We start from the raw sequence: 19,330 nt of genomic DNA, 5'->3' as shown, positions 1-19,330 counted from the left end.
GCGGGAAGGAAGACGATCATGGCAATGGCAGGCACCCTGGCTGGCCGGCTCAGCCGCATGAACAGCCGGTTCGACATCATTCGTCACCCCTACAGTCTCAGCAGCATGGCCACGGCCCACGCGGCACATGTACCGGGGCATCGTCTCGCCAAGACGTTGCTGCTCGAGGATGAAGGCGGCTACGTGGCCGCCGTGATCCCGTCGAACCACCATCTGCAGCTGTCGACGCTCTGCGACATGACGGGCCGCAAGCTGGTACTGGCGCACGAGGACGAGATCCGCGAGGTCTTCAAGGATTGCGATCTCGGCGCCATCCCGCCGTGCGCGATGTCGTACGGCATGCAGACCTACGTCGACGAAAGCCTGTTCGAGGAACCCGAAGTCTGGTTCGAGGCGGGCGACCACCTGGAACTGGTCCACATGGACCGCGACCAGTTCATGATGCTGATGGAAGACGCGCAGCGCGGCAGGTTCTCGCGCGTGATGATGTCGTAGCCCCCTCCTGGCGTTTCACGCCCCTGGCAGCGTCGCCGCAATGGCGACGCTGTCGTCTTTCAGGTCCACGCCGGACCGTCCCAGCGCCAACGCGCCCCGTAGCAAGAACGCCAATCTGTCAGCCGCCTGCGCATACGGCAGCCCTTCCGGCCGCACGTTCGAAATACAGTTGCGCTGCGCATCGGTACGCCCCACGCGCGGATCGTAGGTCAGGTAGATCCCGAGGCTGTCGGGCGAACTGAGCCCCGGCCGCTCGCCGATCAGCATCACCACCTGGCGCGCCTGCAGCCGTTCGCCAATCTCGTCGCCCAGGGCCACGCGCGCCTGGCGGGCCACCACCACCGGGCCAATGCGCCATGGCGGCAGCTGCGCCAGCACGGCCTGCAGCAGCGGCACCGCGTGGCGTTGCACGGCCAGTGCGGACAGGCCATCGGCAATCACGAAGACCACATCGTATGGCTGGGGATCGGGGGCCAGCGCCGCGCGGCTGTCGTCGTCCAGCCGACGGCCCAGGTCGGGGCGGCGCAGGTATTCCTGGCGGTCGTGCGCGGCGCTGTGGGCATGCATCACGCCCAGCCCGGCGGCATGCAGCGCGGCGTCGATGGCCTGGGCGTCCAGCGGCAGGTGTACCGCATCGCGCGCCTGCGCATGAGCCAGCCCGAATGCCAGCACCGTCTCGGTAGTCTGGGCATGACCGGTGCGGCCAATAGCCACGCGGGCACGCGTGAACTGGCGCAGGCGGCGCCAGGGGTCTGCCGGATGCTCGGGGGGCTCGGGGGGCTCGGGGGGCTCGGGGGGCTCGGGGGGTGCCGGGTGGTTCGGCATCGGCGTCTCCTGGATCGGGGGTCAGAGCGACTCGGCCATCGTCAGCAACGGCTGACGCGCGGAGGGCGCCAACAGCCGGCCGGCGCTGTCCAGCATGCCCATGCGCTGCAGCCACGCCTCGAACTCGGGAGCAGGCCGCAGGCCCAGCACCTCGCGCAGGTACAGCGCATCGTGGAACGACGTGCTCTGGTAGTTCAGCATGATGTCGTCGGCGCCGGGCACGCCCATGATGAAGTTGATGCCGGCCACGCCAAACAGCGTCAGCAGCGTGTCCATGTCGTCCTGGTCGGCTTCGGCGTGGTTCGTGTAGCAGACGTCGCAGCCCATCGGCACGCCCAGCAGCTTGCCGCAGAAATGGTCTTCCAGGCCAGCCCGGATGATCTGCTTGCCATCGTAGAGATACTCGGGGCCGATAAAGCCCACCACCGTGTTGACCAGCAACGGCTCGAAGCGCCGTGCCACGGCATAGGCGCGGGCCTCCATGGTCTGCTGGTCCACGCCATGGTGGGCGTTGGCCGACAGCGCGCTGCCCTGGCCGGTCTCGAAGTACATGACATTGTTGCCCACCGTGCCGCGCGCCAGCGACAACGCCGCCTGCCGCGCCTCGTCGAGCAGCGCCAGCGAGATGCCGAACGCCGCGTTGGCGGCCTGGCTGCCGGCCACGGACTGGAACACCAGGTCGACCGGCGCGCCCTGCTCCATGGCGCGCAGTGTATTCGTGACATGAGTCAGCACGCACGATTGGGTGGGCACGTCGTAGCGGGCCCGGATATCGTCGATCAGCTTCAGCAGCGTGACGATGGCGCCAAGGTTGTCGCTGGCCGGATTGACGCCAATCGTGGCGTCGCCGCAACCATAAAGCAGCCCGTCGACGATAGACGCCGCAATGCCGCGCGGGTCGTCGGTCGGATGATTGGGCTGCAGCCGCACGGCCAGCCGTCCGGGCAGCCCGATGGTGCCGCGAAAGCGGGTCACCACCCGGCACTTGCGGGCCACGGCCACCAGGTCCTGGTTGCGCATCAGCTTGCTGACGGCGGCCGCCATCTCGGGCGTGATGCCGGGCGCCACCCGGGCCAGCGTGGCGGAATCGGTCTCGTGGCGCAGCAGCCAGTTGCGGAAATCGCCCACGGTCAGGCTGGCGATTTCCGCAAAGGCCGCCGCATCGTGGCTGTCGACGATCAGCCGCGTGACCTCGTCGGCCTCGTAAGGCACCAGCGCTTCGGTCAGGCAGCGGGCCAGCGGCATGTCGGCCAGGGCCATGCGGGCCGCCATGCGCGCTTCCTCGCTGTCGGCGGCAATGCCGGCAAGCGCGTCGCCCGAGCGCGCCGGACTGGCACGGGCCAGCAGCGTGCGCAGGTCGGCAAACACGTGCCGGCGGACGCCGACGGTATGGGTAAAGGCCATGGCAGGCGGTCTCCTGGCGCGGCTGCGCCGTCTTCTGCTCCCCAATATAGGCCACCGCGGGGACGCAAGTTCCGCGCCCGGCGCGGCAAGATCGCTTATCTGCTCAAGCTGTCTTGCCATTGTTACGCGTCACGTCGACAATCCGCCTACTCATTCCAATTCAATCGTCCTCAGCCGTAACATGCCGCAGCTGGAAAACCCGGAAGACCGCGCCGACAACGGCGCCATGAACGACGCCCCGCCCTCATCGTCCCGCCCCCCGTCATCCGGCTGCGCGCGCCTGTCGCCCGGCAACTGGTTCAGCGTCACGGCGGTGTCATACGGACTGACCGCCGGGGCGCTGCTGCTGGTCATGCATGCCAACCTGGTGGCGGCGCTGCTGGCCGGGCTGCTGCTGTATTCGCTGGTCGACGTGCTGGCGCCCCGCCTGACCCATTCCCGGCGCGACGCGCTGGCCGTGGCGATCCTGTCCGCCATCATCCTGCTGGTCCTGACCGGCGGCATCTGGGCGCTGGTGCATTTCCTCAATGTGGATAGCGCCACCCTCGACCGCCTGCTCGACCACGCCGCCGACATCATCGACCAGTCCCGTGCCCAGCTGCCGTCCTGGCTAAGCGACTATCTGCCAAGCGGTACCGAGGAACTGGTTACCACGCTGCTCGGGGCCATGAAGGAACACGCCCAGATGGCGCAACGGCTGGGCACCGATATTCTCCGCACCCTGCTGCATATCGTGCTGGGCCTGATCATCGGCGCCATGGTGGCGCTGTACCGCGCCATTTCGCGGCCCAACCGCCGGCCGCTGGCCAACGCGCTGGTCAAGCGCGCCCGTACGCTGCAGCAGTCGTTCGCCCAGTTCATCTTCGCCCAGATCCAGATCTCGTCGATCAACACGATCCTGACGTCGATCTACCTGCTGGTGGCGCTGCCGCTGTTCGGCCAGCACCTGCCGCTGTCCAAGACGCTGGTCGCCATCACCTTTATCGCCGGGCTGCTGCCGGTGCTGGGCAACCTGATCTCGAACACGGCCATCGTGATCGCGTCGTTGTCGGTTTCCCTGCCGATCGCCATCGTGTCGCTGTTCTTCCTGGTGGTGATCCACAAGCTCGAATACTTCCTGAATGCGCGCATCATCGGCGCACGTATACAGGCCGCCGCGTGGGAGCTGCTGACGGTGATGCTGGTGATGGAAACGCTGTACGGCATCCCCGGCGTGATCGCCGGGCCGATCTTCTACGCCTACGTCAAGCGCGAGTTGACCACCGCCGAACTGGTGTAGCCCGCCACGCCAAGTCACTGATTCCATTGGGAACGGGTACGCAGCAACTGGTACGACCAATTACGGCCAGTGCTGTCGGTTGCGGCCGGTTGCGGCACGTGGCCCCTTCCCCGGCGGCGCCGCTCAGGCGCTTTCGCCTTCCACCTTGCTGCGCACGAAGTCGATATGGGTCTGCATGGCCGTGCGTGCTTCTTCGGGCCGGCGCGCCAGGATGGCCTCGCATAGCGTGCGATGCTGGCGCAGCAGCAGGTCCGACGATTCATCGTCCGCCTCGCGCAGGCCGGTACCGTTGATCGTGATGTGTTCGCGCAACATGCCGATCACGCTCGTATGCAGGTGCAGGAACATGGTGTTGTGCGACGCCTGCGCAATCGCGTCGTGCAGCTTCGCGTCGGCCTCGGCCTCGGCGGCCTTGTCGTCGGTCTCGCGCGACCGCTCCAGCGTCTTCAGCAGGGCACGTATACGTTTCAGGTCGGCGGCATCGGCACGCAGCGCGGCAAAGTACGCGGTGGCGCCCTCCAGCACGCGGCGGAACTCCAGGATGTCGTCGCGCAACGCAGGGTGGTCGGCCACCAGTTGGCCCCACGGCGATGCAATGCCGGTGCGTAGCTGATCGGTGACGTATACGCCGGCACCGCGCCGGCTCTGCAGCAGCCCGCGGGCCGCCAGCCGCTGGATCGCCTCGCGGATCGTGTTGCGCGCCACGGCGTACTGCTCGGCCAGCACGCGTTCGGCCGGCAACCGGGTGCCGACGGGCCATGTGCCGTCCAGCAGCGCGGTTTCCATCCTGCGCATGATGTCTTCCACGCGATTGCGTGCGCTGCCCCCCATCGATCCCTTTCCAGTCCCCTGTCTTCGGCCCCGCGCGCCTGATTGGTCCAACCAATTTGTACTCCGGCGCGGGAGCGGGAATTATGCGCCCAAAAATGCCGCGACGCGTGTCACCCGCAGCGGCGCCATACCGGAGGCAGACAATGCAATCCAGGCAATACCCCACGACCGTCCCGCAACAGGTCTACCTGTTCGGCACCTGTCTCGTCGACCTGTTCGTCCCGCAAGCCGGCCTCGACGCCGTGCGCCTGCTGGAGCGCGAAGGCCTGACCGTCCACTTTCCACGCGGCCAGAGCTGCTGCGGGCAGCCCGCCTACAGCAGCGGCAACCCCGAGCAGGCCCGCAAGGTGGCCCGCGCCCAACTGGAGCTGTTCCGCGAGCCCTGGCCGATCATCGTGCCGTCGGGCTCGTGCGGCGGCATGATGCGCCACCACTGGCCCACGCTGTTCGCCGACGACCCGGAGGCCGCGCAGCTGGCCAGCGACATCGCCGGCCGCGTCTACGAGCTGGCCGAATTCCTGCTCAATGTGCTGCATGTGCGCTTTGACGAGGTGCCGGCCGGCGACCACGAACGCGTGGTGCTGCACACCTCGTGCGCCGCCCGCCGGGAAATGGGTACGCGCGCCCATGGCGTGGCGCTGGTCGATGCGCTGCCGGGCGTGACTCGCGTCGAGCACGTGCGGGAATCGGAGTGTTGCGGTTTTGGCGGCACGTTCTCGCTCAAGCACGCCGACATCTCGGGCGCCATGGTGCGCGACAAGGTGGCCTCCGCCTGTGCCACCGGTTGCGACCGGCTGGTGTCCGCCGACTGCGGCTGCCTGCTCAATATCGGCCACGCGGCCGCCCATGCGGGCGCGCCGCTGCCGGTGGAGCACCTGGCATCGTTCCTCTGGCGCCGTACCGGGGGTGCCGCATGACCGCCATGACCGCCCGCGAGCGCATGCTGGGCCGCCTGCGCGCCGCCGTTCCCACCTCCGGATCGACCCTTGCCGCGGACACCGCCGCCCTGGACCGCCGCATCGACGAACATTTCGACACCCGGCGCGGCGAGCGCCCGGCGGTGGCCGCCATGGTCGCGTTGATGCAGGCCGCGCTGAGCGCGTCGCATGCCGAGGTGGTCTGCACCGACACCGCAGGCTGGCCCGTCTGGGTCGCCACGCGGCTGGCCGCCGAAGGCGTGCGCCGGCTGCTGCTGGACACCGCCCGTCCCGAAGGTGCCGCGCTGGCACAGGCCCTGCCGGCCGGCATCGCCACCCAGGATTTCGACCGCCCGATCGAGGCGTGGAAGGCAGAGCTGTTCGATGCCGTCGATGCCGGTTTCACGGTCGCCCGTTCCGGCTTGGCCGCCACCGGCACGCTGGTGCTGGCGCCCGATGCCGGGTCGCCGCGCACGATGTCGCTGGTGCCGCCGATCCATATCGCGCTGGTGTACGCCTCGACACTGCATCCCGACCTGCACAGCGCCGTTCGCGCCGAACGCTGGACCGATGGCATGCCCACCAACCTGGTGATGGTGTCGGGCCCGTCCAAGACCTCGGACATCCAGCAGACACTGGCCTACGGCGCGCATGGTCCGCGCCAGCTGTGGGTCGTCATCGTCAATGACCACGCGGGAGGCGCCGCGCAATGAGCCAGCAGACCCTTCACTTCGTCCCCACCGCCGACTTCCGCGCCCGGGCGCGCGAGGCGCTTGACGATCCCAAGCTGCGCCAGAGCTTTCGCGGCGCGATGGATTTCCTGCAGCAGAAACGCGCCGTGCAGTTTCCCGACGGCGACGAGCTGGAACACCTGCGCGATCTGGGCGAAGCGGTGCGCCAGCATGCGCTGGCCAACCTGCCCGACCTGCTCACGCAGCTCGAAGCCAACCTGACGCAGGCCGACGTGCAGGTCCATTGGGCCGAGACGGCCGAAGAGGCCAACGCGATCATCCATCGCATCGCCCAGACCCATGCCGCAAAGCGCGTGATCAAGGGCAAGTCGATGGCCAGCGAGGAAATGGAGCTGAACCATTACCTGGCCGAGCGCGGCATCGACTGCATCGAATCGGACATGGGCGAGTACATCGTGCAGATGGCCGGCGAGAAGCCGTCGCACATCGTGATGCCGGCGATCCACAAGACCAAGGCCGACATCGCCACGCTATTCGAGCAGAACATCCCCGACACGCCCTACACCGAAGATGTCGACGCACTGATCCAGACTGGCCGGCGCGCGCTGCGCCAGGCGTTCGTGGAAGCCGATATCGGCCTGTCGGGCGTCAACTTCGCGGCCGCCGATACCGGCACGCTGTGGCTGGTCGAGAACGAGGGCAATGGGCGGCTTTCCACAACCGTGCCCAACGTGCACGTGGCCGTCATGGGCATGGAAAAGGTGGTGGCAAGCCTGGCGCATATCGTGCCGCTGTCGAGCCTGCTGACGCGCTCGGCCACGGGCCAGGCCATCACCACCTATTTCAACCTGATTTCGGGCCCGCGCCAGCCCGGCCAGCAGGACGGCCCGCGCGAAGTGCACCTGGTGCTGCTCGACAACGGCCGCAGCCAGGCCTATGCCGACGCGCAACTGCGCGCCACGCTGCAGTGCATCCGCTGCGGCGCCTGCATGAACCACTGCCCGGTCTACACGCGTATCGGCGGCCACGCCTACGGCACGACCTATCCGGGCCCCATCGGCAAGATCATCTCGCCCCACCTGCTCGGCCTCGATGCCACGGCTGACCTGCCTACCGCGTCGAGCCTGTGCGGCGCCTGCGGCGAGGTGTGCCCGGTGCGCATACCGATTCCGCAACTGCTGGTGCGTCTGCGTACCGAGGCCAACCGCGATCCCGACGAGGCCGTGCCGCATCCGCTCAAGGGCCAGGGCGCGAAGTACAGCAAGCGCGAACACCTGGTGTGGCGCTTCTGGAGCGGTGCGTTCGCGCATCCGGCCGCCTATCGCGTGTTCCGCTGGGCCGCCACACGGCTGCGCGCCTTCACGCCGGCTTCGCAGATGGGCTGGACCCAGCATCGCCAGCCACTGACGCCGGCGCCAAAGAGCCTGTCGGACCTGCTGGCCGAGCGAAACCAGCCCGAGTAGCCGCGCCGGCCGCTGCGCTGCTGCTCACAAGAATTCAAGAATCCAAACACCACCGAGGAGACATTCCATGCAACCCTGGACCCAGCTATACACGCCGCTGGGCAGCCTCTGGCTGTCCGCGCTCGCAGCGGCGGTACCCATTTTGTTCTTCTTCGTCGCGCTGGCCGTGCTGCGCATGAAGGGCCATGTGGCGGCCGCCGTCACCCTGGCACTGGCGCTGGCCGTGGCGATCTTCGCCTATGGCATGCCCGCGCAGCAGGCGTTCGCCGCCGCCGGCTTCGGCTTTGCCTACGGGCTCTGGCCGATTGCCTGGATCATCGTCACGGCGGTGTTCCTGTACAAGATCGTCGTGAAAACGGGCCAGTTCGACGTGATCCGCGCATCGGTGCTGTCGATCACCGACGACCAGCGCCTGCAGATGCTGCTGATCGGCTTTGCGTTCGGCGCGTTCCTGGAAGGCGCGGCCGGCTTCGGTGCGCCGGTGGCCATCACCGCTGCGCTGCTGGTGGGCCTGGGCTTCAATCCGCTCTACGCGGCCGGGCTGTGCCTGATCGCCAACACGGCCCCGGTGGCCTTCGGTGCGATGGGCATTCCGATCATCGTGGCCGGTCAGGTCACGGGCATCGACCCGATGCACATCGGCGCAATGGCCGGACGCCAGCTGCCGCTGCTGTCGCTGGCCGTGCCGTTCTGGCTGGTGTTCATGATGGACGGCTGGAAGGGCGTGCGCGAGACATGGCCCGCCGCGTTCGTGGTGGGCGGCAGTTTCGCGGTGACGCAGTACTTCACGTCGAACCACATCGGGCCCGAGCTGCCGGACATCACGTCGGCACTGGTCAGCCTGATCGCGCTGGCGTCGTTCCTGCGCGTGTGGCAGCCGCGTTCGGCATCGCAGACGGCGGGTGGTTCGGTATCGGGCGGCGCGGTGACCATGGCCGGCTTTGGTGGCGGCATGGGCGCGCCTTCGCGCCGCAAGGCATCGCCGTACACGTTTGGGCAGACCGTGCGCGCCTGGGCGCCGTTCGGCATCCTGACGGCCATCGTCACGGTGTGGAGCCTGCCGTCGTTCAAGGCGCTGTTTGCCGCCAACGGGGCGCTGGCCGGCTCGGTGCTCAAGTTCAAGGTGCCGATGCTTGACCAGCTCGTCATCAAGGCCGCGCCAATCGTGGCGTCGCCCAAGCCCTATGAAGCGGTGCTGAAGCTCGACCTGCTGTCGGCCGTGGGCACGGCGATCCTGCTGACGGCCATCATCTCGGTGGTGCTGCTGCGCATGAAACCGCGCGACGCCATCGCGACCTTCGTCGAGACGATGCTGGAACTGCGCCGACCGGTGCTGTCGATCGGCCTGGTGCTGGCTTTCGCTTTCGTGGCGAACTACTCGGGCATGTCGTCCACGCTGGCGCTGCTGCTGGCGGGTACCGGCGCCGCGTTCCCGTTCTTCTCGCCGCTGCTGGGCTGGCTGGGCGTGTTCCTGACCGGTTCGGATACGTCGTCGAACGCACTGTTCTGCTCGCTGCAGCACACCACGGCACACCAGATCGGCGTGTCGGACACGCTGCTGGTAGCCGCCAACACCACGGGCGGCGTGACGGGCAAGATGATCTCGCCGCAATCGATTGCCGTAGCCTGCGCGGCCACGGGTCTGGTTGGCAAGGAATCGGAGTTGTTCCGCTTCACGGTCAAGCACAGCCTGCTGTTCGCGTTCATCGTGGGCGTGATCACGATGGTGCAGGCGTACTGGCTGACGGGGATGATTCCGGGCTGATGCAGTGCCTTCGGTGCGCTCCCCTCTCCGGCCGTGCGGGAGAGGGGAGCGCATAACCGCGGTTAGCCTTCCTTCAATCGTTCGCCGCTGCCCTCGGCAGGAACGCATTACCCTCCGTCAGCGGCGCATACCGGTAAGTCGCCGGCGTGCGGCTCAGCTTGACCGGGGCGCCCAGGCCCTTGTAGCCACCGGGCATCTCCACCACCATCTCGCGGTGCGCGGTATGCGGATGCGTCAGCGCGTCGGGCACCGACAGCACGGGCGCGCACGGCACGCCGGCCGCCGACAGTTCGTCGGCCAGCGCCTTGCCGTCCCACGCCGCCAGCTTTGATTCCAGCGTGCCTTTCAGTTGCGCCCGGTTGACCGAGCGCGCGCCAGCCGTGGCAAAGCGCTCGTCGTCGGCCAGTTCGGCCACGCCGATGTGCTCGCAGAAGATGCGGAACTGCCGGTCGTTGCCCACCGCCAGGAAGATCGGATCGGTGGCCGTGGCCACCGTGTCGTATGGATAGATGTTCGGGTGCGCGTTGCCCGTGCGGCCCGGCGTCTTGCCGCTCATGAACCAGTTGGCCGCGTGAGGATGCAGCAGCGACAGGCCCGAGTCATACAGCGCCGCCTCGACAAACTGCCCACGTCCGCTGCGCTCGCGCTCCTGCAGCGCCAGCAGCACGCCCAGCGCGGCGTTCAGACCCGTCACCATGTCCACCACCGGCAAACCCACACGCAGCGGGTCGCGGTCGGGTTCGCCGTTGATGCTCATGATGCCGGCCATCGCCTGGATGGCGGCGTCATAGCCGGGCAGGCCGCCCAGCGGGCCATCGGCGCCGAAGCCCGACACGCGGCAATGCACCAGGCGCGGAAAGCGCTGCGACAGCGCGTCGTAGCCCAGGCCCCATTTCTCCATCGTGCCGGTCTTGAAGTTCTCCACGAGCACATCGGCGTCGGCCAGCAGGGCCAGCAGCACCGCGCGGTCGGCGTCGGCGGTCAGGTCCAGCTTCATCACGCGCTTGTTGCGGTTCAGGCCGAAGTAGTACGACGCCACGCCGTCACGGAACGGCGGGCCCCAGGTGCGCGTGTCGTCGCCCTGCGGCGGTTCGATCTTGAGCACGTCGGCCCCGTGGTCGCCCAGGATCTGCCCGCAGAACGGGCCGCCCAGGATGCGTGACAAATCCACTACGCGGATGCCGGCCAGCGCGCCGCTCTTGCCGGTTTGGGATGGCGTCATGTCTCTTCCTTGTGATGCTGCTTGTCGTTATGTCAGTCCAGCTGTGCGCCGGATTTCTGCACGACGGTACGCCACTTGCCGACCTCGGCCTTCACGAAATTGCCCAGCTGTTCCGGCGACGTGGACGGCGCCAGTTCCAGCCCCTGCGCCAGCAGCGTCTTGCGGACTTCGGGCTGCTGCAGCGCGTCGGCGAACGCATGGTTCAGCTTGCCGATGACGGCGGGCGGCGTTCCCGCCGGTGCCACCACGCCAAAGAATACCGAAACATCGAACCCGGCAACACCCTGCTCGGCCACGGTGGGCACATCGGGCAGCGCCTGCGAGCGGCCCTTGGTGGTCACGCCCAGCGCGCGCACCTTGCCGCTCTTGATGAATGGCAGCGCGGTCAGCACGTCGGTAAAGGTCATGCTGACCTGGCCGCCAAGCAGGTCGTTCAGCGCCGGGCCGGTGCCCTTGTAGGGCACGTGCTGGAAGTCGGTACCGGCCAGGTTGTTGAACAGCACCCCGGCCAGGTGCGACGATGCGCCATTGCCCGACGACGCGTAGCTGAGCTTGCCCGGATGCGCCTTGCCATAGGCGATCAGCTCCTGCACGTTCTTTGCGGGCACGGCCGGATTCACCACCAGCACATTGGGCAACTGGCCGATCTGGATCACCGGCGCGAAGCTCTTGACCGGGTCGTAGTTGATCTTGCGATACAGGCTCACGTTGATCGCCAGCGGCGCCGACGTGCCGAACATCAGCGTGTAGCCGTCGGGCTCGGCCCGCGCCACCACCTCGGCGCCAATATTGCCGCCCGCGCCGGCGCGGTTTTCAACCACCACGGGCTGGCCCAGGCTGTTCTTCAACGCGGCGGCCAGCGTGCGGGCCATGGCATCGGTGGGGCCGCCCGGCGGGTAGGTCACCACCAGCATGATCGGCTTGCTCGGGAAATCCTTCTGCGCGAAGGCGGGGGTGGCCGTTGCAAACAGCGTGCAGGCGGCCATCGAGGCAAAGGCGGCCAGGGCCGCGCGGCGGTGCCATTGGGGCATGATGCGTTGTCTCCGGTGAAGCTTTTTTATATGGGGCGCGCGATTCGGGTGGGGGCGCGCGCCCGTTCGGAACCGCGCGAGGCGGATCTTCAGAACACGTTGACCTGGTCGACCGGCCCCGCGGCGCGCACCACGCCATCGGCGGGCGGTGCCACGGTATCGGCCAGCCAGTCGGGCTCGGCGCCGCCGCCCAGCGGGTCTTGCGGCAGCACGCGATGCGCGAGCACCATCTGCGCCAGGCGCATGCGGCGCACCGAGCCGATCCGGCCCGCTTCCCAGGCCATGGCGACGGCACTGGTCACGTGGTACAGCGCCGAAGCCGCCTGGCGGGCCAGCACGTCGCCATCGGCACCGGCGTCGGCCGCACGCGCGGCCAGTGCGGCGGCATTGGCGATGGCCGTGGCAAAGACTTCGCGCGCCTGCGCCTGCATCGGCGTGTCCTGCAGCAGTTGGGCCAGATGCGCCCGCAGCACCGGCAACGAGCCTTCGCGACGAATCGCGCGCAGCACGTCGAGCGCGACGATATTGCTGGTGCCTTCCCAGATCGATCCCAGATGGGCGTCGCGCACCAGGCGCGGATCGCTCCATTCCTCGATATAGCCGCAGCCACCACGAATCTCCATCGCATCGCCGGTCACCTTGCGGGCGTCGCGGCAGGCGCGGAACTTGATCAGCGGCGTCAGGATGCGCATCAGCGGATAGGCGTCGGCCTCGCCCGCGTCGGCACGGCGCAGCGCTTCGGCGGTCTGGAACACCATCGTGCGGGCCTGCTCGGTGGGCAGCGTCAGCTTCAGCAGCTGGCGGCGCATCAGCGGCATGTCGGCCAGCCGCTTGCCGAAGGCACGGCGCTCGCGGGCGATGAACTGACCCTCGGTCAGCGCGCGGCGCATCAGGCCGGCGGCCCGCACGCCGTTGGACAGCCGCGAGTTGTTGATCATGTCGGCCATCTGCACGAAGCCACGGCCCAGTTCGCCCACCAGATGCGCATGCGCGCCCTCCAGGCGGATTTCGCCGCTGGCCATCGAGCGCGTGCCAAGCTTGTCCTTGAGACGGATGATCCGGTAGTGGTTGGCGCTGCCATCGGCCAGCGTACGCGGCAGCAGGAACAGCGATACGCCCTTGATGCCGTCGACGGCCGTGCCATCGGCCTCTTCCACGCGGGCCAGCACCATGGCCAGCGCGGCGTCGGGATTCGAGCAGAACCACTTGTCGCCCACCAGGCGCCAGCCGCCTTCGGCGCTGTCGTCGCGAATCGCCCGCGTGGCCGTGGCGGCAACGTCCGAGCCGGCACCCTGTTCGGTCATGAACATCGCGCCCTGGTACAGGTCGTCGAACACCTGCGTGGTCAGGTTGGGCAGGAAGCGCTCGACCAGCGCCGGATCGCCGAACTTGCGCAGCGTGCGCGTCAGCGAATCGGTCATCGACAGCGGGCAGCACAGGCCGAATTCCGCCTGCACGAAAAGATAGGTCAGCGCGTACTTGGCCGCCGGCGGCATCGGCTTGTCCCAGCCCAGCACCCCGCCGCGATGCGACGCCGCGGCGAGGCCGAACTCCGAAAACGCCACACGCTCCAGTTCCACATAGGCCGGATGCTTGTGGATACGCTGGTCGTCCAGCCCCGTGCGCGTCCGGTGCGACAGCGTCGGCGGCTCGTGGTCGGCCACATTCGCCAGTTCGTCGAGCACGCCGCCCGCCAGCGCGCCCATGCGCTCCAGGTGCGGCAGCAGATGGTTGAACAGGTCGGCAGGCAGGTACAGCGGCAACAGCGCGCGCAGGTCGGGGTCCGCCGCGAACAGGCTCGAACCGTGGCGGTCGGGCACCGGATGGGCGTCTGGCTGGGCGTGGATATGTGGCGCGGGCTGCGATGCGGCGGGCCGGGTGGCGCTGGTCGGCATGCGGTGTCTCCGTTGGCTCCCTGCCCTGCAGAACGGGGCGGGATGGTTTGGGATCCATTATTTGATCGCCAACGATTCGCGTCCAATTCTAAAATTGGCTTGATCAATACAAAATTTGTATCGCCATGGAATTCCGTCACCTGCGTTACTTCCTTGTGCTGGCCGAGGAACTGCACTTCGGCCGTGCCGCCCGGCGCCTGTCGATCTCCCAGCCGCCGCTATCGCTCAACATCCAGCAGCTCGAAGCCTCGGTGGGGGCCCGCCTGTTCGAACGCGATAGCCGCGGCGTGCGCCTGACCGCCGCCGGCCGTGCATTTCAGGAGTCGGCTATCGCCCTGCTGGCGCAGGCCGAATCGGCGCGGCTGCTGGCGCGCGAGATCGAGGCCGGCGCCGTGGGCCGCCTGCGCGTGGGCTTTGTCGGATCGATGCTGTATCGCGGCCTGCCGCAGCGCCTGCAGGAGTTCCAGGGACGGTATCCGGGCATCCATGTGGCGCTGACCGAACTCAATTCGCAGGAACAGATCGACGCGCTGCTGCACGGCGAACTGGATGCCGGCTTTGTCCACACCAGCCGCGTGCCCGATGAACTGGCGGCCACGCTTGCGCATTCCGAACCGTTCGTTTGCTGCATGCCGGCCGACCATCCGCTGACCGCCAGCGATACCGTGGCCCTGGCCGATCTGCGCGGCGAACCATTTGTGCTGTTTTCGCGCAAGGCGTCGCCCGACTACTACAGCCGCATCTTCGACATGTGTGCCGCGCAGGGCTTCTATCCGCGCATCCGGCACGAGGTGCGCCACTGGCTGTCGGTGGTATCGCTGGTCTCGCAGGGCATGGGCGTGGCCGTGGTGCCTGCCGCCATGGCGCGCTCCGGCATGGCGGGTGCGGCGTTCCGGCCACTGGCCGATGCCACGGTGCCGTCGGAGGTCTATTGCGTGTGGAAACAGGCACCCGACCACCCGGCGCGCGACCATTTCGTCGCCACGGTCAGGACAGCGGCAGCACAGGCGGGCATCTAGCGCCGGGCATGGCGGAAGCGCCAAAAGAAAAAGCCACCGGCCCAGGGGGCCAGTGGCTCTGAAGTACGCGTGGAACGGGGTGTTCAGCGTGCGTGCAGCTTATGCCCCCGGGGCACGCCGTACCAATACCGCAAACGTGTTATTCGGAGCCGCAAGGCGGTCAGTCCGCCCCACAATCCTGCGATTCGTGCCCAGGCGGGGGTAATCCCCTAGGGTCAAACGCCGCCACGACACACATTGCGGCACGCAAGGTCGCGGCACCTCATGGCGCGGTTCAGGTATCGCCCGGCGCAACGGCCCGCTGCACGGGCAGCGCGGCCGGATTGTCGGTGGGACTGACCACGGCATACAGATAGCGGCCGTTGCGCCAGTACTGCGCCATCAGGTTGCCCTCGGTGCGCGACCCATTGCGCAGCCGCAGATCGCCCTGCGGCCGCACGTAATAAACAATCGCCTGCATCTGCGGGTTCTGGTACAGGATCATCGCGGCCGGGCCTTGCTCGGTGGACATCAGCCGGCCGCCCACGGGACGGAATCCGTAGGCCGAGAAATCGGGCAACGGCGCCGGCTGCACAAAATGGCGATTCAGCCATGCCTGCAACTCGCGTGCATCGGTGGCCTTCGCATCGATCTTCACGTCGACCATCTGCGGCGTGGCGCTGACGGCGAACAGCCGATAGGCCGACATCGCATCGGCCATCGGCGGATAGCTCTGGCGCAACGCGATCTCGCGCGACTGCCAGCCGCCCATTCCGCCCACGGCCAATGCCACGACCAGCGACGCGGCGATGGCAGCGCGGTGCCGCATGCGGTCGCGCAGGCCGCGGCGGATGCGGAACGGGTCGAGCCGGGCCGGCGTGTCGGCCGGGGGCGGTTCCATGCTGGCGCGCAGGCGCTGCATGTCCTGCCGGATCTGCTCCACCTCGCGCGCCAGCTCCGGATGGCTGGCGATCAATGCGTCGATCTGCAGGCGCCGCGTTTCGTCCAGTTCGCCATCGACATAGGCGTGCAGTTCCGGTTCGGTAGGCATCAGGGTATTCATTTGAGCACCTGCAGGGGAGGATGGACGACCTTGCCGTCGGTGAGTTCGCGCAGTGCCTTGCGCGCCCGGGAGATGCGCGACATCACGGTGCCGATCGGCACGTCGAGCGCATCGGCAGCCTCCTGGTAGCTGAGCCCTTCCACGGTCACCAGCATCAGCAGCGCGCGCTGTTCGGCCGACAGCCGGTTGAAACCGTCCAGCGCCGAGCGGGCCAGCACCACGTCTTCGGTGGACGGGGCGCTGTCCTCGTCACTGCCGGCCCCGAACAGCGTCAGCAGGCCCGCATACCGTTTGGCACGGCGCTGACCGTCGATGAACTGCCGGTACAGGATCGAGAACAGCCAGGCTCGCAGGTCGCTGCCTTCCTGCCGCGTCACACGGCGCGACAGCGCGCGCTCCAGGCACGCCTGCACCAGGTCGTCCGCGCTGGCCTCGTTCCGCGTCAGCGACACCGCAAAGCGGCGCAGCCTCGGAATCACTTCGCGCAGCGCATCGTCTGAGAAATCGTTGTCCATCGGTCCGGGGGTGGCAGGGGCGGGAATGTCGTTACACGGTAAACGTCTGGCAGCGAGAGTTATTCCGCCCACATTACAAACAGCTAACAACGGTGTGGCTTCAGCGCGCAAATGGCGCGAATGCTATACAATCGAGAACGATTTCTATTTACGTACCCCGACAGGATTTTTCTGTCGCGCGGCGGCGATCCCGCCCTTGGACTGGAAGCATATGCGGTTGTCTGAACTGCCCCGGCGCACGGTCGCCATCGTGAAATCGGTGGACGATGCCACCCCTAACGACCCCGTCGCGCGACGCCTGCGCGATCTCGGCTTCGTGCCCGGCGAATCCGTGCAGATCGTCACCTTCGGCCCGTTTGGCAAGGATCCACTGGTTGCCCAGGTGGGCTACACGCGCTTTGCGCTGCGCCGCTCGGAGGCCGGACGCATTGCCGTGGAAGTGGCCACCGCCACCGTGTCGAGCATCGCGCCGGCAGGCCAGGCTGGCACCGCCGACGCTTCCGATGCCGACGCACAGCGCATCGCCTGAGGGCCTGCCCGCCTTCGCCTGACCCTATTCCATCATGTCAGTTGCCCAGAATGCCTCCGCCTTGCGCATCGCGCTGGTAGGCAACCCCAATTGCGGCAAGACCGCACTGTTCAACCGCCTGACCGGCAGCCGCCAGAAGGTAGCCAACTACGCCGGCGTGACCGTCGAGCGCAAGGAAGGCCAGTTTGTCTCGCCGGCCGGCCGCACCGTGCGCATCCTCGACCTGCCCGGCGCGTACAGCCTGCATTCGGCCAGCCTGGACGAAGCCATCACGCGCGAGGTCTGCATGGGCCAGCGCCCCGGCGAGGCCCGCCCCGACCTGCTGGTGTCGGTGGTCGATGCCACCAACCTGCGCCTGCACCTGCGCTTCGTGCTGGAACTGCGCCGCCTGGGCCTGCCCATGGTGGTGGTGCTCAACATGAGCGATGCGGCGGCCCGCCGCGGCATCGTGATCGATCGCGACGCGCTGTCGCAGGCGCTGGGTGTGCCCGTGGTGCAGACCGTGGCCGTCAAGCGCGACGGCGCCGCCGCGCTGGTCAAGCTGTTCGACGAGACGCTGCCGCCCGCGCCCCCGGCGCAGCCGCTGGACAGCGTGTCCGAGCTGGACACCCACGCCGAGGTCAAGCGCTTGCTGGACGCCGCCGTGACGATGCCCACGCGCACCGCGCGCTTCGACGACGCCGTGGACCGCGTGGTGCTGCACCCGGTGTTTGGCCTGGTGATCCTGGCCGTGCTGCTGTTCTTCATGTTCCAGGCCGTGTTCTCGTGGGCCGCGCCGATGATGGACGGCATCGAGGGCGGCGTGCATTTCTTTGGCGAGTGGGTCGGCGGCATGATGCCCGACGGCATGCTGAAGAGCCTGCTGGTGGATGGCCTGATTGCCGGCCTGGGCAGCGTGATCGTCTTCCTGCCGCAGATCCTGATCCTGTTCCTGTTCATCCTGACACTCGAGGAGTCGGGCTACCTGCCACGCGCCGCGTTCCTGCTTGACCGGCTGATGATGAGCGCGGGCCTGTCGGGCCGGTCGTTCATCCCGCTGCTGTCGAGCTTTGCCTGCGCGATCCCCGGCATCATGGCCACCCGCACGATCCAGGACCCGCGTGACCGGCTGACCACCATCCTGGTGGCGCCGCTGATGACCTGCTCGGCGCGCCTGCCCGTGTATGCGCTGCTGATCGGCGCGTTCATTCCGGAACGCACCGTGGCCGGCCTGTTCAACCTGCAGGGCCTGGTGCTGTTCGTGCTGTACGTGGCCGGCATCGTCAGCGCGCTGCTGGTGGCCTATGTGCTGAAGTGGTTCCGCCGCGACCGCACCGACCATCCGCTGCTGATGGAGCTGCCGTCGTACCGCGTGCCCAATCCGCGCGATATTGGCATCGGCCTGTGGGAACGCGCACGCATCTTCCTGGCGCGCGTGGGCAAGGTGATCCTGACGCTGACCGTGCTGCTGTGGTTCCTGGCAACGTTCCCGTCGCCGCCCGAAGGCGCTACCATGCCGCCGATCGACTACAGCTTCGCGGGCATGATCGGCCGCGCGCTGGAGCATGTGTTTGCCCCGATCGGCTTCAACTGGCAGATCTGCATCGCGCTGGTGCCGGGCCTGGCCGCGCGTGAAGTGGCGGTGGGTGCGCTGGCAACCGTGTACGCGCTGTCGGGCAGCGACGATGCCGTGGCGGTGCAGCTGGCCCCGATGATCGCGGCGCAATGGTCGCTGGCCACGGCGCTGTCATTGCTGGCCTGGTATGTCTTCGCGCCACAGTGCATTTCCACGCTGGCGGTGATCCGCCGCGAGACCAACTCCTGGAAGGTCATGGCCGCCTCGGCCGCCTACCTGGCGGGGCTGGCCTATCTCGCGTCGTTCATCACGTACCGCGTGGCGCTGGCGCTCACCTGATATCGAGGAAACTGGCTGCCTGCCAGCCAGTCAAACGGCCATGACGCTCTATCACGCCTTCGAAACCCTGATCGTCCCGCTGATCGTGCTGGGCTGCGCCATCCACGTGGCGGGCCGCTACATGCCCCGCACCCGCGAGCGGGTGAAGGCGCGCCTGGCGACCATGCTGGGCGGCACAGCGGCCAATGGCTGGCGCGGATGGCTGGCGCGGCGCCTGGCCCCGAGCCAGGCTGCAGGGTGCGCCAGCGGCTGCGACACGAACAGCGGCTGCGGCACATGCGACTCGAATACGTCAGGGTCTGGCGACATCGGCAACACCGGGTCCGGCGGCAGCAACGAGCAGATCATCCGCTTCGTGCGCAAATCCTGAACACGGCATCGGCCCCGGGAGGGCTGGGGTGGAAATGGCAACGGCGATCCCTTGGGGTCGCCGTTTTGCGTTCCGGAGCCCGATTCGACAGCACGCAGAAATGGGTACGCTTTGCAGCAGACCCCGCCTGTTTGCTCCCTTC

18 protein-coding genes are annotated in these 19,330 nt (G+C 67.8%); 10 read left to right on the top strand and 8 right to left on the bottom strand.

Annotated features, from left to right (window positions below; genetic code table 11):
* Positions 1-18 precede the first annotated feature (18 nt).
* The gene (locus ACOABP_RS24320) at positions 19-495 is read left to right on the top strand and encodes an aminoacyl-tRNA deacylase (RefSeq protein WP_474228175.1); all 477 of its coding nucleotides are present in this window, start codon (positions 19-21) and stop codon (positions 493-495) included.
* A gap of 15 nt (positions 496-510) precedes the next feature.
* On the opposite strand, the gene eutC is transcribed toward ACOABP_RS24320, so the two are convergent.
* Together eutC and ACOABP_RS24310 are read right to left on the bottom strand one after the other, a co-directional pair.
* Positions 511-1,320: an ethanolamine ammonia-lyase subunit EutC gene (gene eutC / locus ACOABP_RS24315; RefSeq protein WP_474228174.1), complete on the bottom strand. Its 810-nt coding sequence runs from the start codon at positions 1,318-1,320 to the stop codon at positions 511-513.
* 21 nt (positions 1,321-1,341) lie between these two features.
* Positions 1,342-2,724, bottom strand: a complete 1,383-nt coding sequence (locus ACOABP_RS24310) for an ethanolamine ammonia-lyase subunit EutB (RefSeq protein WP_474228173.1) — start codon at positions 2,722-2,724, stop codon at positions 1,342-1,344.
* 181 nt (positions 2,725-2,905) lie between these two features.
* Between ACOABP_RS24310 and ACOABP_RS24305 the strand changes: the two genes are divergently transcribed.
* Positions 2,906-4,003: an AI-2E family transporter gene (locus ACOABP_RS24305; RefSeq protein ID WP_474228172.1), complete on the top strand. Its 1,098-nt coding sequence runs from the start codon at positions 2,906-2,908 to the stop codon at positions 4,001-4,003.
* Between the two features lie 123 nt (positions 4,004-4,126).
* On the opposite strand, the gene ACOABP_RS24300 is transcribed toward ACOABP_RS24305, so the two are convergent.
* A complete protein-coding gene (locus tag ACOABP_RS24300; RefSeq protein ID WP_474228171.1) occupies positions 4,127-4,834 on the bottom strand; it encodes a FadR/GntR family transcriptional regulator in 708 nt (235 codons plus the stop codon).
* A gap of 143 nt (positions 4,835-4,977) precedes the next feature.
* On the opposite strand from ACOABP_RS24300, the gene ACOABP_RS24295 reads away from it, so the two are divergent.
* The 4 genes from ACOABP_RS24295 to ACOABP_RS24280 all read left to right on the top strand — a co-directional run bounded on the left by ACOABP_RS24295 (position 4,978) and on the right by ACOABP_RS24280 (position 9,671).
* Positions 4,978-5,751: a (Fe-S)-binding protein gene (locus tag ACOABP_RS24295; RefSeq protein WP_474228170.1), complete on the top strand. Its 774-nt coding sequence runs from the start codon at positions 4,978-4,980 to the stop codon at positions 5,749-5,751.
* Entirely contained in the window at positions 5,748-6,464 is a 717-nt protein-coding gene (locus ACOABP_RS24290) for a LutC/YkgG family protein (RefSeq protein ID WP_474228169.1), read from the top strand. The genes ACOABP_RS24295 and ACOABP_RS24290 overlap by 4 nt, the downstream gene beginning before the upstream one ends.
* Positions 6,461-7,906 (top strand): LutB/LldF family L-lactate oxidation iron-sulfur protein, encoded by a 1,446-nt coding sequence (locus ACOABP_RS24285; protein ID WP_474228168.1) that lies wholly within the window; start codon positions 6,461-6,463, stop codon positions 7,904-7,906. Before ACOABP_RS24290 ends, ACOABP_RS24285 begins: the two co-directional genes overlap by 4 nt.
* A 67-nt stretch (positions 7,907-7,973) precedes the next feature.
* Positions 7,974-9,671, top strand: coding sequence for a lactate permease LctP family transporter (locus ACOABP_RS24280; protein ID WP_474228167.1), 1,698 nt, complete (start codon positions 7,974-7,976; stop codon positions 9,669-9,671).
* Positions 9,672-9,744: 73 nt separating this feature from the next.
* On the opposite strand, the gene ACOABP_RS24275 is transcribed toward ACOABP_RS24280, so the two are convergent.
* The 3 genes from ACOABP_RS24275 to ACOABP_RS24265 all read right to left on the bottom strand — a co-directional run bounded on the left by ACOABP_RS24275 (position 9,745) and on the right by ACOABP_RS24265 (position 13,819).
* A complete protein-coding gene (locus ACOABP_RS24275) occupies positions 9,745-10,893 on the bottom strand; it encodes a CaiB/BaiF CoA transferase family protein (protein ID WP_474228166.1) in 1,149 nt (382 codons plus the stop codon).
* Between the two features lie 32 nt (positions 10,894-10,925).
* Positions 10,926-11,924, bottom strand: coding sequence for a Bug family tripartite tricarboxylate transporter substrate binding protein (locus ACOABP_RS24270; RefSeq protein WP_474228165.1), 999 nt, complete (start codon positions 11,922-11,924; stop codon positions 10,926-10,928).
* Between the two features lie 89 nt (positions 11,925-12,013).
* The gene (locus tag ACOABP_RS24265; protein ID WP_474228164.1) at positions 12,014-13,819 is read right to left on the bottom strand and encodes an acyl-CoA dehydrogenase family protein; all 1,806 of its coding nucleotides are present in this window, start codon (positions 13,817-13,819) and stop codon (positions 12,014-12,016) included.
* Positions 13,820-13,944: 125 nt separating this feature from the next.
* Between ACOABP_RS24265 and ACOABP_RS24260 the strand changes: the two genes are divergently transcribed.
* Positions 13,945-14,838 (top strand): LysR family transcriptional regulator, encoded by an 894-nt coding sequence (locus tag ACOABP_RS24260; RefSeq protein ID WP_066732612.1) that lies wholly within the window; start codon positions 13,945-13,947, stop codon positions 14,836-14,838.
* 274 nt (positions 14,839-15,112) lie between these two features.
* Here ACOABP_RS24260 and ACOABP_RS24255 read toward each other — a convergent pair whose 3' ends face one another.
* Both ACOABP_RS24255 and ACOABP_RS24250 read right to left on the bottom strand, forming a co-directional pair.
* On the bottom strand, positions 15,113-15,880 hold the full coding sequence (locus ACOABP_RS24255) for an anti-sigma factor family protein (RefSeq protein WP_066732614.1): 768 nt from the start codon (positions 15,878-15,880) through the stop codon (positions 15,113-15,115).
* Positions 15,877-16,395, bottom strand: coding sequence for a sigma-70 family RNA polymerase sigma factor (locus ACOABP_RS24250; protein WP_474228163.1), 519 nt, complete (start codon positions 16,393-16,395; stop codon positions 15,877-15,879). The genes ACOABP_RS24255 and ACOABP_RS24250 overlap by 4 nt, the downstream gene beginning before the upstream one ends.
* A gap of 211 nt (positions 16,396-16,606) precedes the next feature.
* Here ACOABP_RS24250 and ACOABP_RS24245 point away from each other — a divergent pair, with 211 nt between their 5' ends.
* Genes ACOABP_RS24245 through ACOABP_RS24235 form a run of 3 tightly spaced genes read left to right on the top strand, consistent with a single transcriptional unit; the run spans position 16,607 to position 19,188 of the window.
* Entirely contained in the window at positions 16,607-16,924 is a 318-nt protein-coding gene (locus tag ACOABP_RS24245) for a FeoA family protein (protein WP_474228162.1), read from the top strand.
* Positions 16,925-16,958: 34 nt separating this feature from the next.
* A complete protein-coding gene (feoB, locus tag ACOABP_RS24240; protein ID WP_474228161.1) occupies positions 16,959-18,818 on the top strand; it encodes a ferrous iron transport protein B in 1,860 nt (619 codons plus the stop codon).
* Between the two features lie 40 nt (positions 18,819-18,858).
* On the top strand, positions 18,859-19,188 hold the full coding sequence (locus tag ACOABP_RS24235; RefSeq protein ID WP_474228160.1) for a DUF6587 family protein: 330 nt from the start codon (positions 18,859-18,861) through the stop codon (positions 19,186-19,188).
* The last annotated feature ends 142 nt before the right edge of the window (positions 19,189-19,330 follow it).

Source organism: Cupriavidus sp. HE11 (genome assembly GCF_056097175.1).
This window is presented reverse-complemented; position numbering and strand designations above follow the sequence as displayed.

Bases quoted from the DNA above. Each gene is read 5' to 3' on its own strand.
- ACOABP_RS24320 (WP_474228175.1), top strand. From the start codon at position 19: ATGGCAATGGCAGGCACCCTGGCTGGCCGGCTCAGCCGCATGAACAGC.
- eutC (WP_474228174.1), bottom strand. From the start codon at position 1,320: ATGCCGAACCACCCGGCACCCCCCGAGCCCCCCGAGCCCCCCGAGCCC.
- ACOABP_RS24310 (WP_474228173.1), bottom strand. From the start codon at position 2,724: ATGGCCTTTACCCATACCGTCGGCGTCCGCCGGCACGTGTTTGCCGAC.
- ACOABP_RS24305 (WP_474228172.1), top strand. From the start codon at position 2,906: ATGCCGCAGCTGGAAAACCCGGAAGACCGCGCCGACAACGGCGCCATG.
- ACOABP_RS24300 (WP_474228171.1), bottom strand. From the start codon at position 4,834: ATGGGGGGCAGCGCACGCAATCGCGTGGAAGACATCATGCGCAGGATG.
- ACOABP_RS24295 (WP_474228170.1), top strand. From the start codon at position 4,978: ATGCAATCCAGGCAATACCCCACGACCGTCCCGCAACAGGTCTACCTG.
- ACOABP_RS24290 (WP_474228169.1), top strand. From the start codon at position 5,748: ATGACCGCCATGACCGCCCGCGAGCGCATGCTGGGCCGCCTGCGCGCC.
- ACOABP_RS24285 (WP_474228168.1), top strand. From the start codon at position 6,461: ATGAGCCAGCAGACCCTTCACTTCGTCCCCACCGCCGACTTCCGCGCC.
- ACOABP_RS24280 (WP_474228167.1), top strand. From the start codon at position 7,974: ATGCAACCCTGGACCCAGCTATACACGCCGCTGGGCAGCCTCTGGCTG.
- ACOABP_RS24275 (WP_474228166.1), bottom strand. From the start codon at position 10,893: ATGACGCCATCCCAAACCGGCAAGAGCGGCGCGCTGGCCGGCATCCGC.
- ACOABP_RS24270 (WP_474228165.1), bottom strand. From the start codon at position 11,924: ATGCCCCAATGGCACCGCCGCGCGGCCCTGGCCGCCTTTGCCTCGATG.
- ACOABP_RS24265 (WP_474228164.1), bottom strand. From the start codon at position 13,819: ATGCCGACCAGCGCCACCCGGCCCGCCGCATCGCAGCCCGCGCCACAT.
- ACOABP_RS24260 (WP_066732612.1), top strand. From the start codon at position 13,945: ATGGAATTCCGTCACCTGCGTTACTTCCTTGTGCTGGCCGAGGAACTG.
- ACOABP_RS24255 (WP_066732614.1), bottom strand. From the start codon at position 15,880: ATGAATACCCTGATGCCTACCGAACCGGAACTGCACGCCTATGTCGAT.
- ACOABP_RS24250 (WP_474228163.1), bottom strand. From the start codon at position 16,395: ATGGACAACGATTTCTCAGACGATGCGCTGCGCGAAGTGATTCCGAGG.
- ACOABP_RS24245 (WP_474228162.1), top strand. From the start codon at position 16,607: ATGCGGTTGTCTGAACTGCCCCGGCGCACGGTCGCCATCGTGAAATCG.
- feoB (WP_474228161.1), top strand. From the start codon at position 16,959: ATGTCAGTTGCCCAGAATGCCTCCGCCTTGCGCATCGCGCTGGTAGGC.
- ACOABP_RS24235 (WP_474228160.1), top strand. From the start codon at position 18,859: ATGACGCTCTATCACGCCTTCGAAACCCTGATCGTCCCGCTGATCGTG.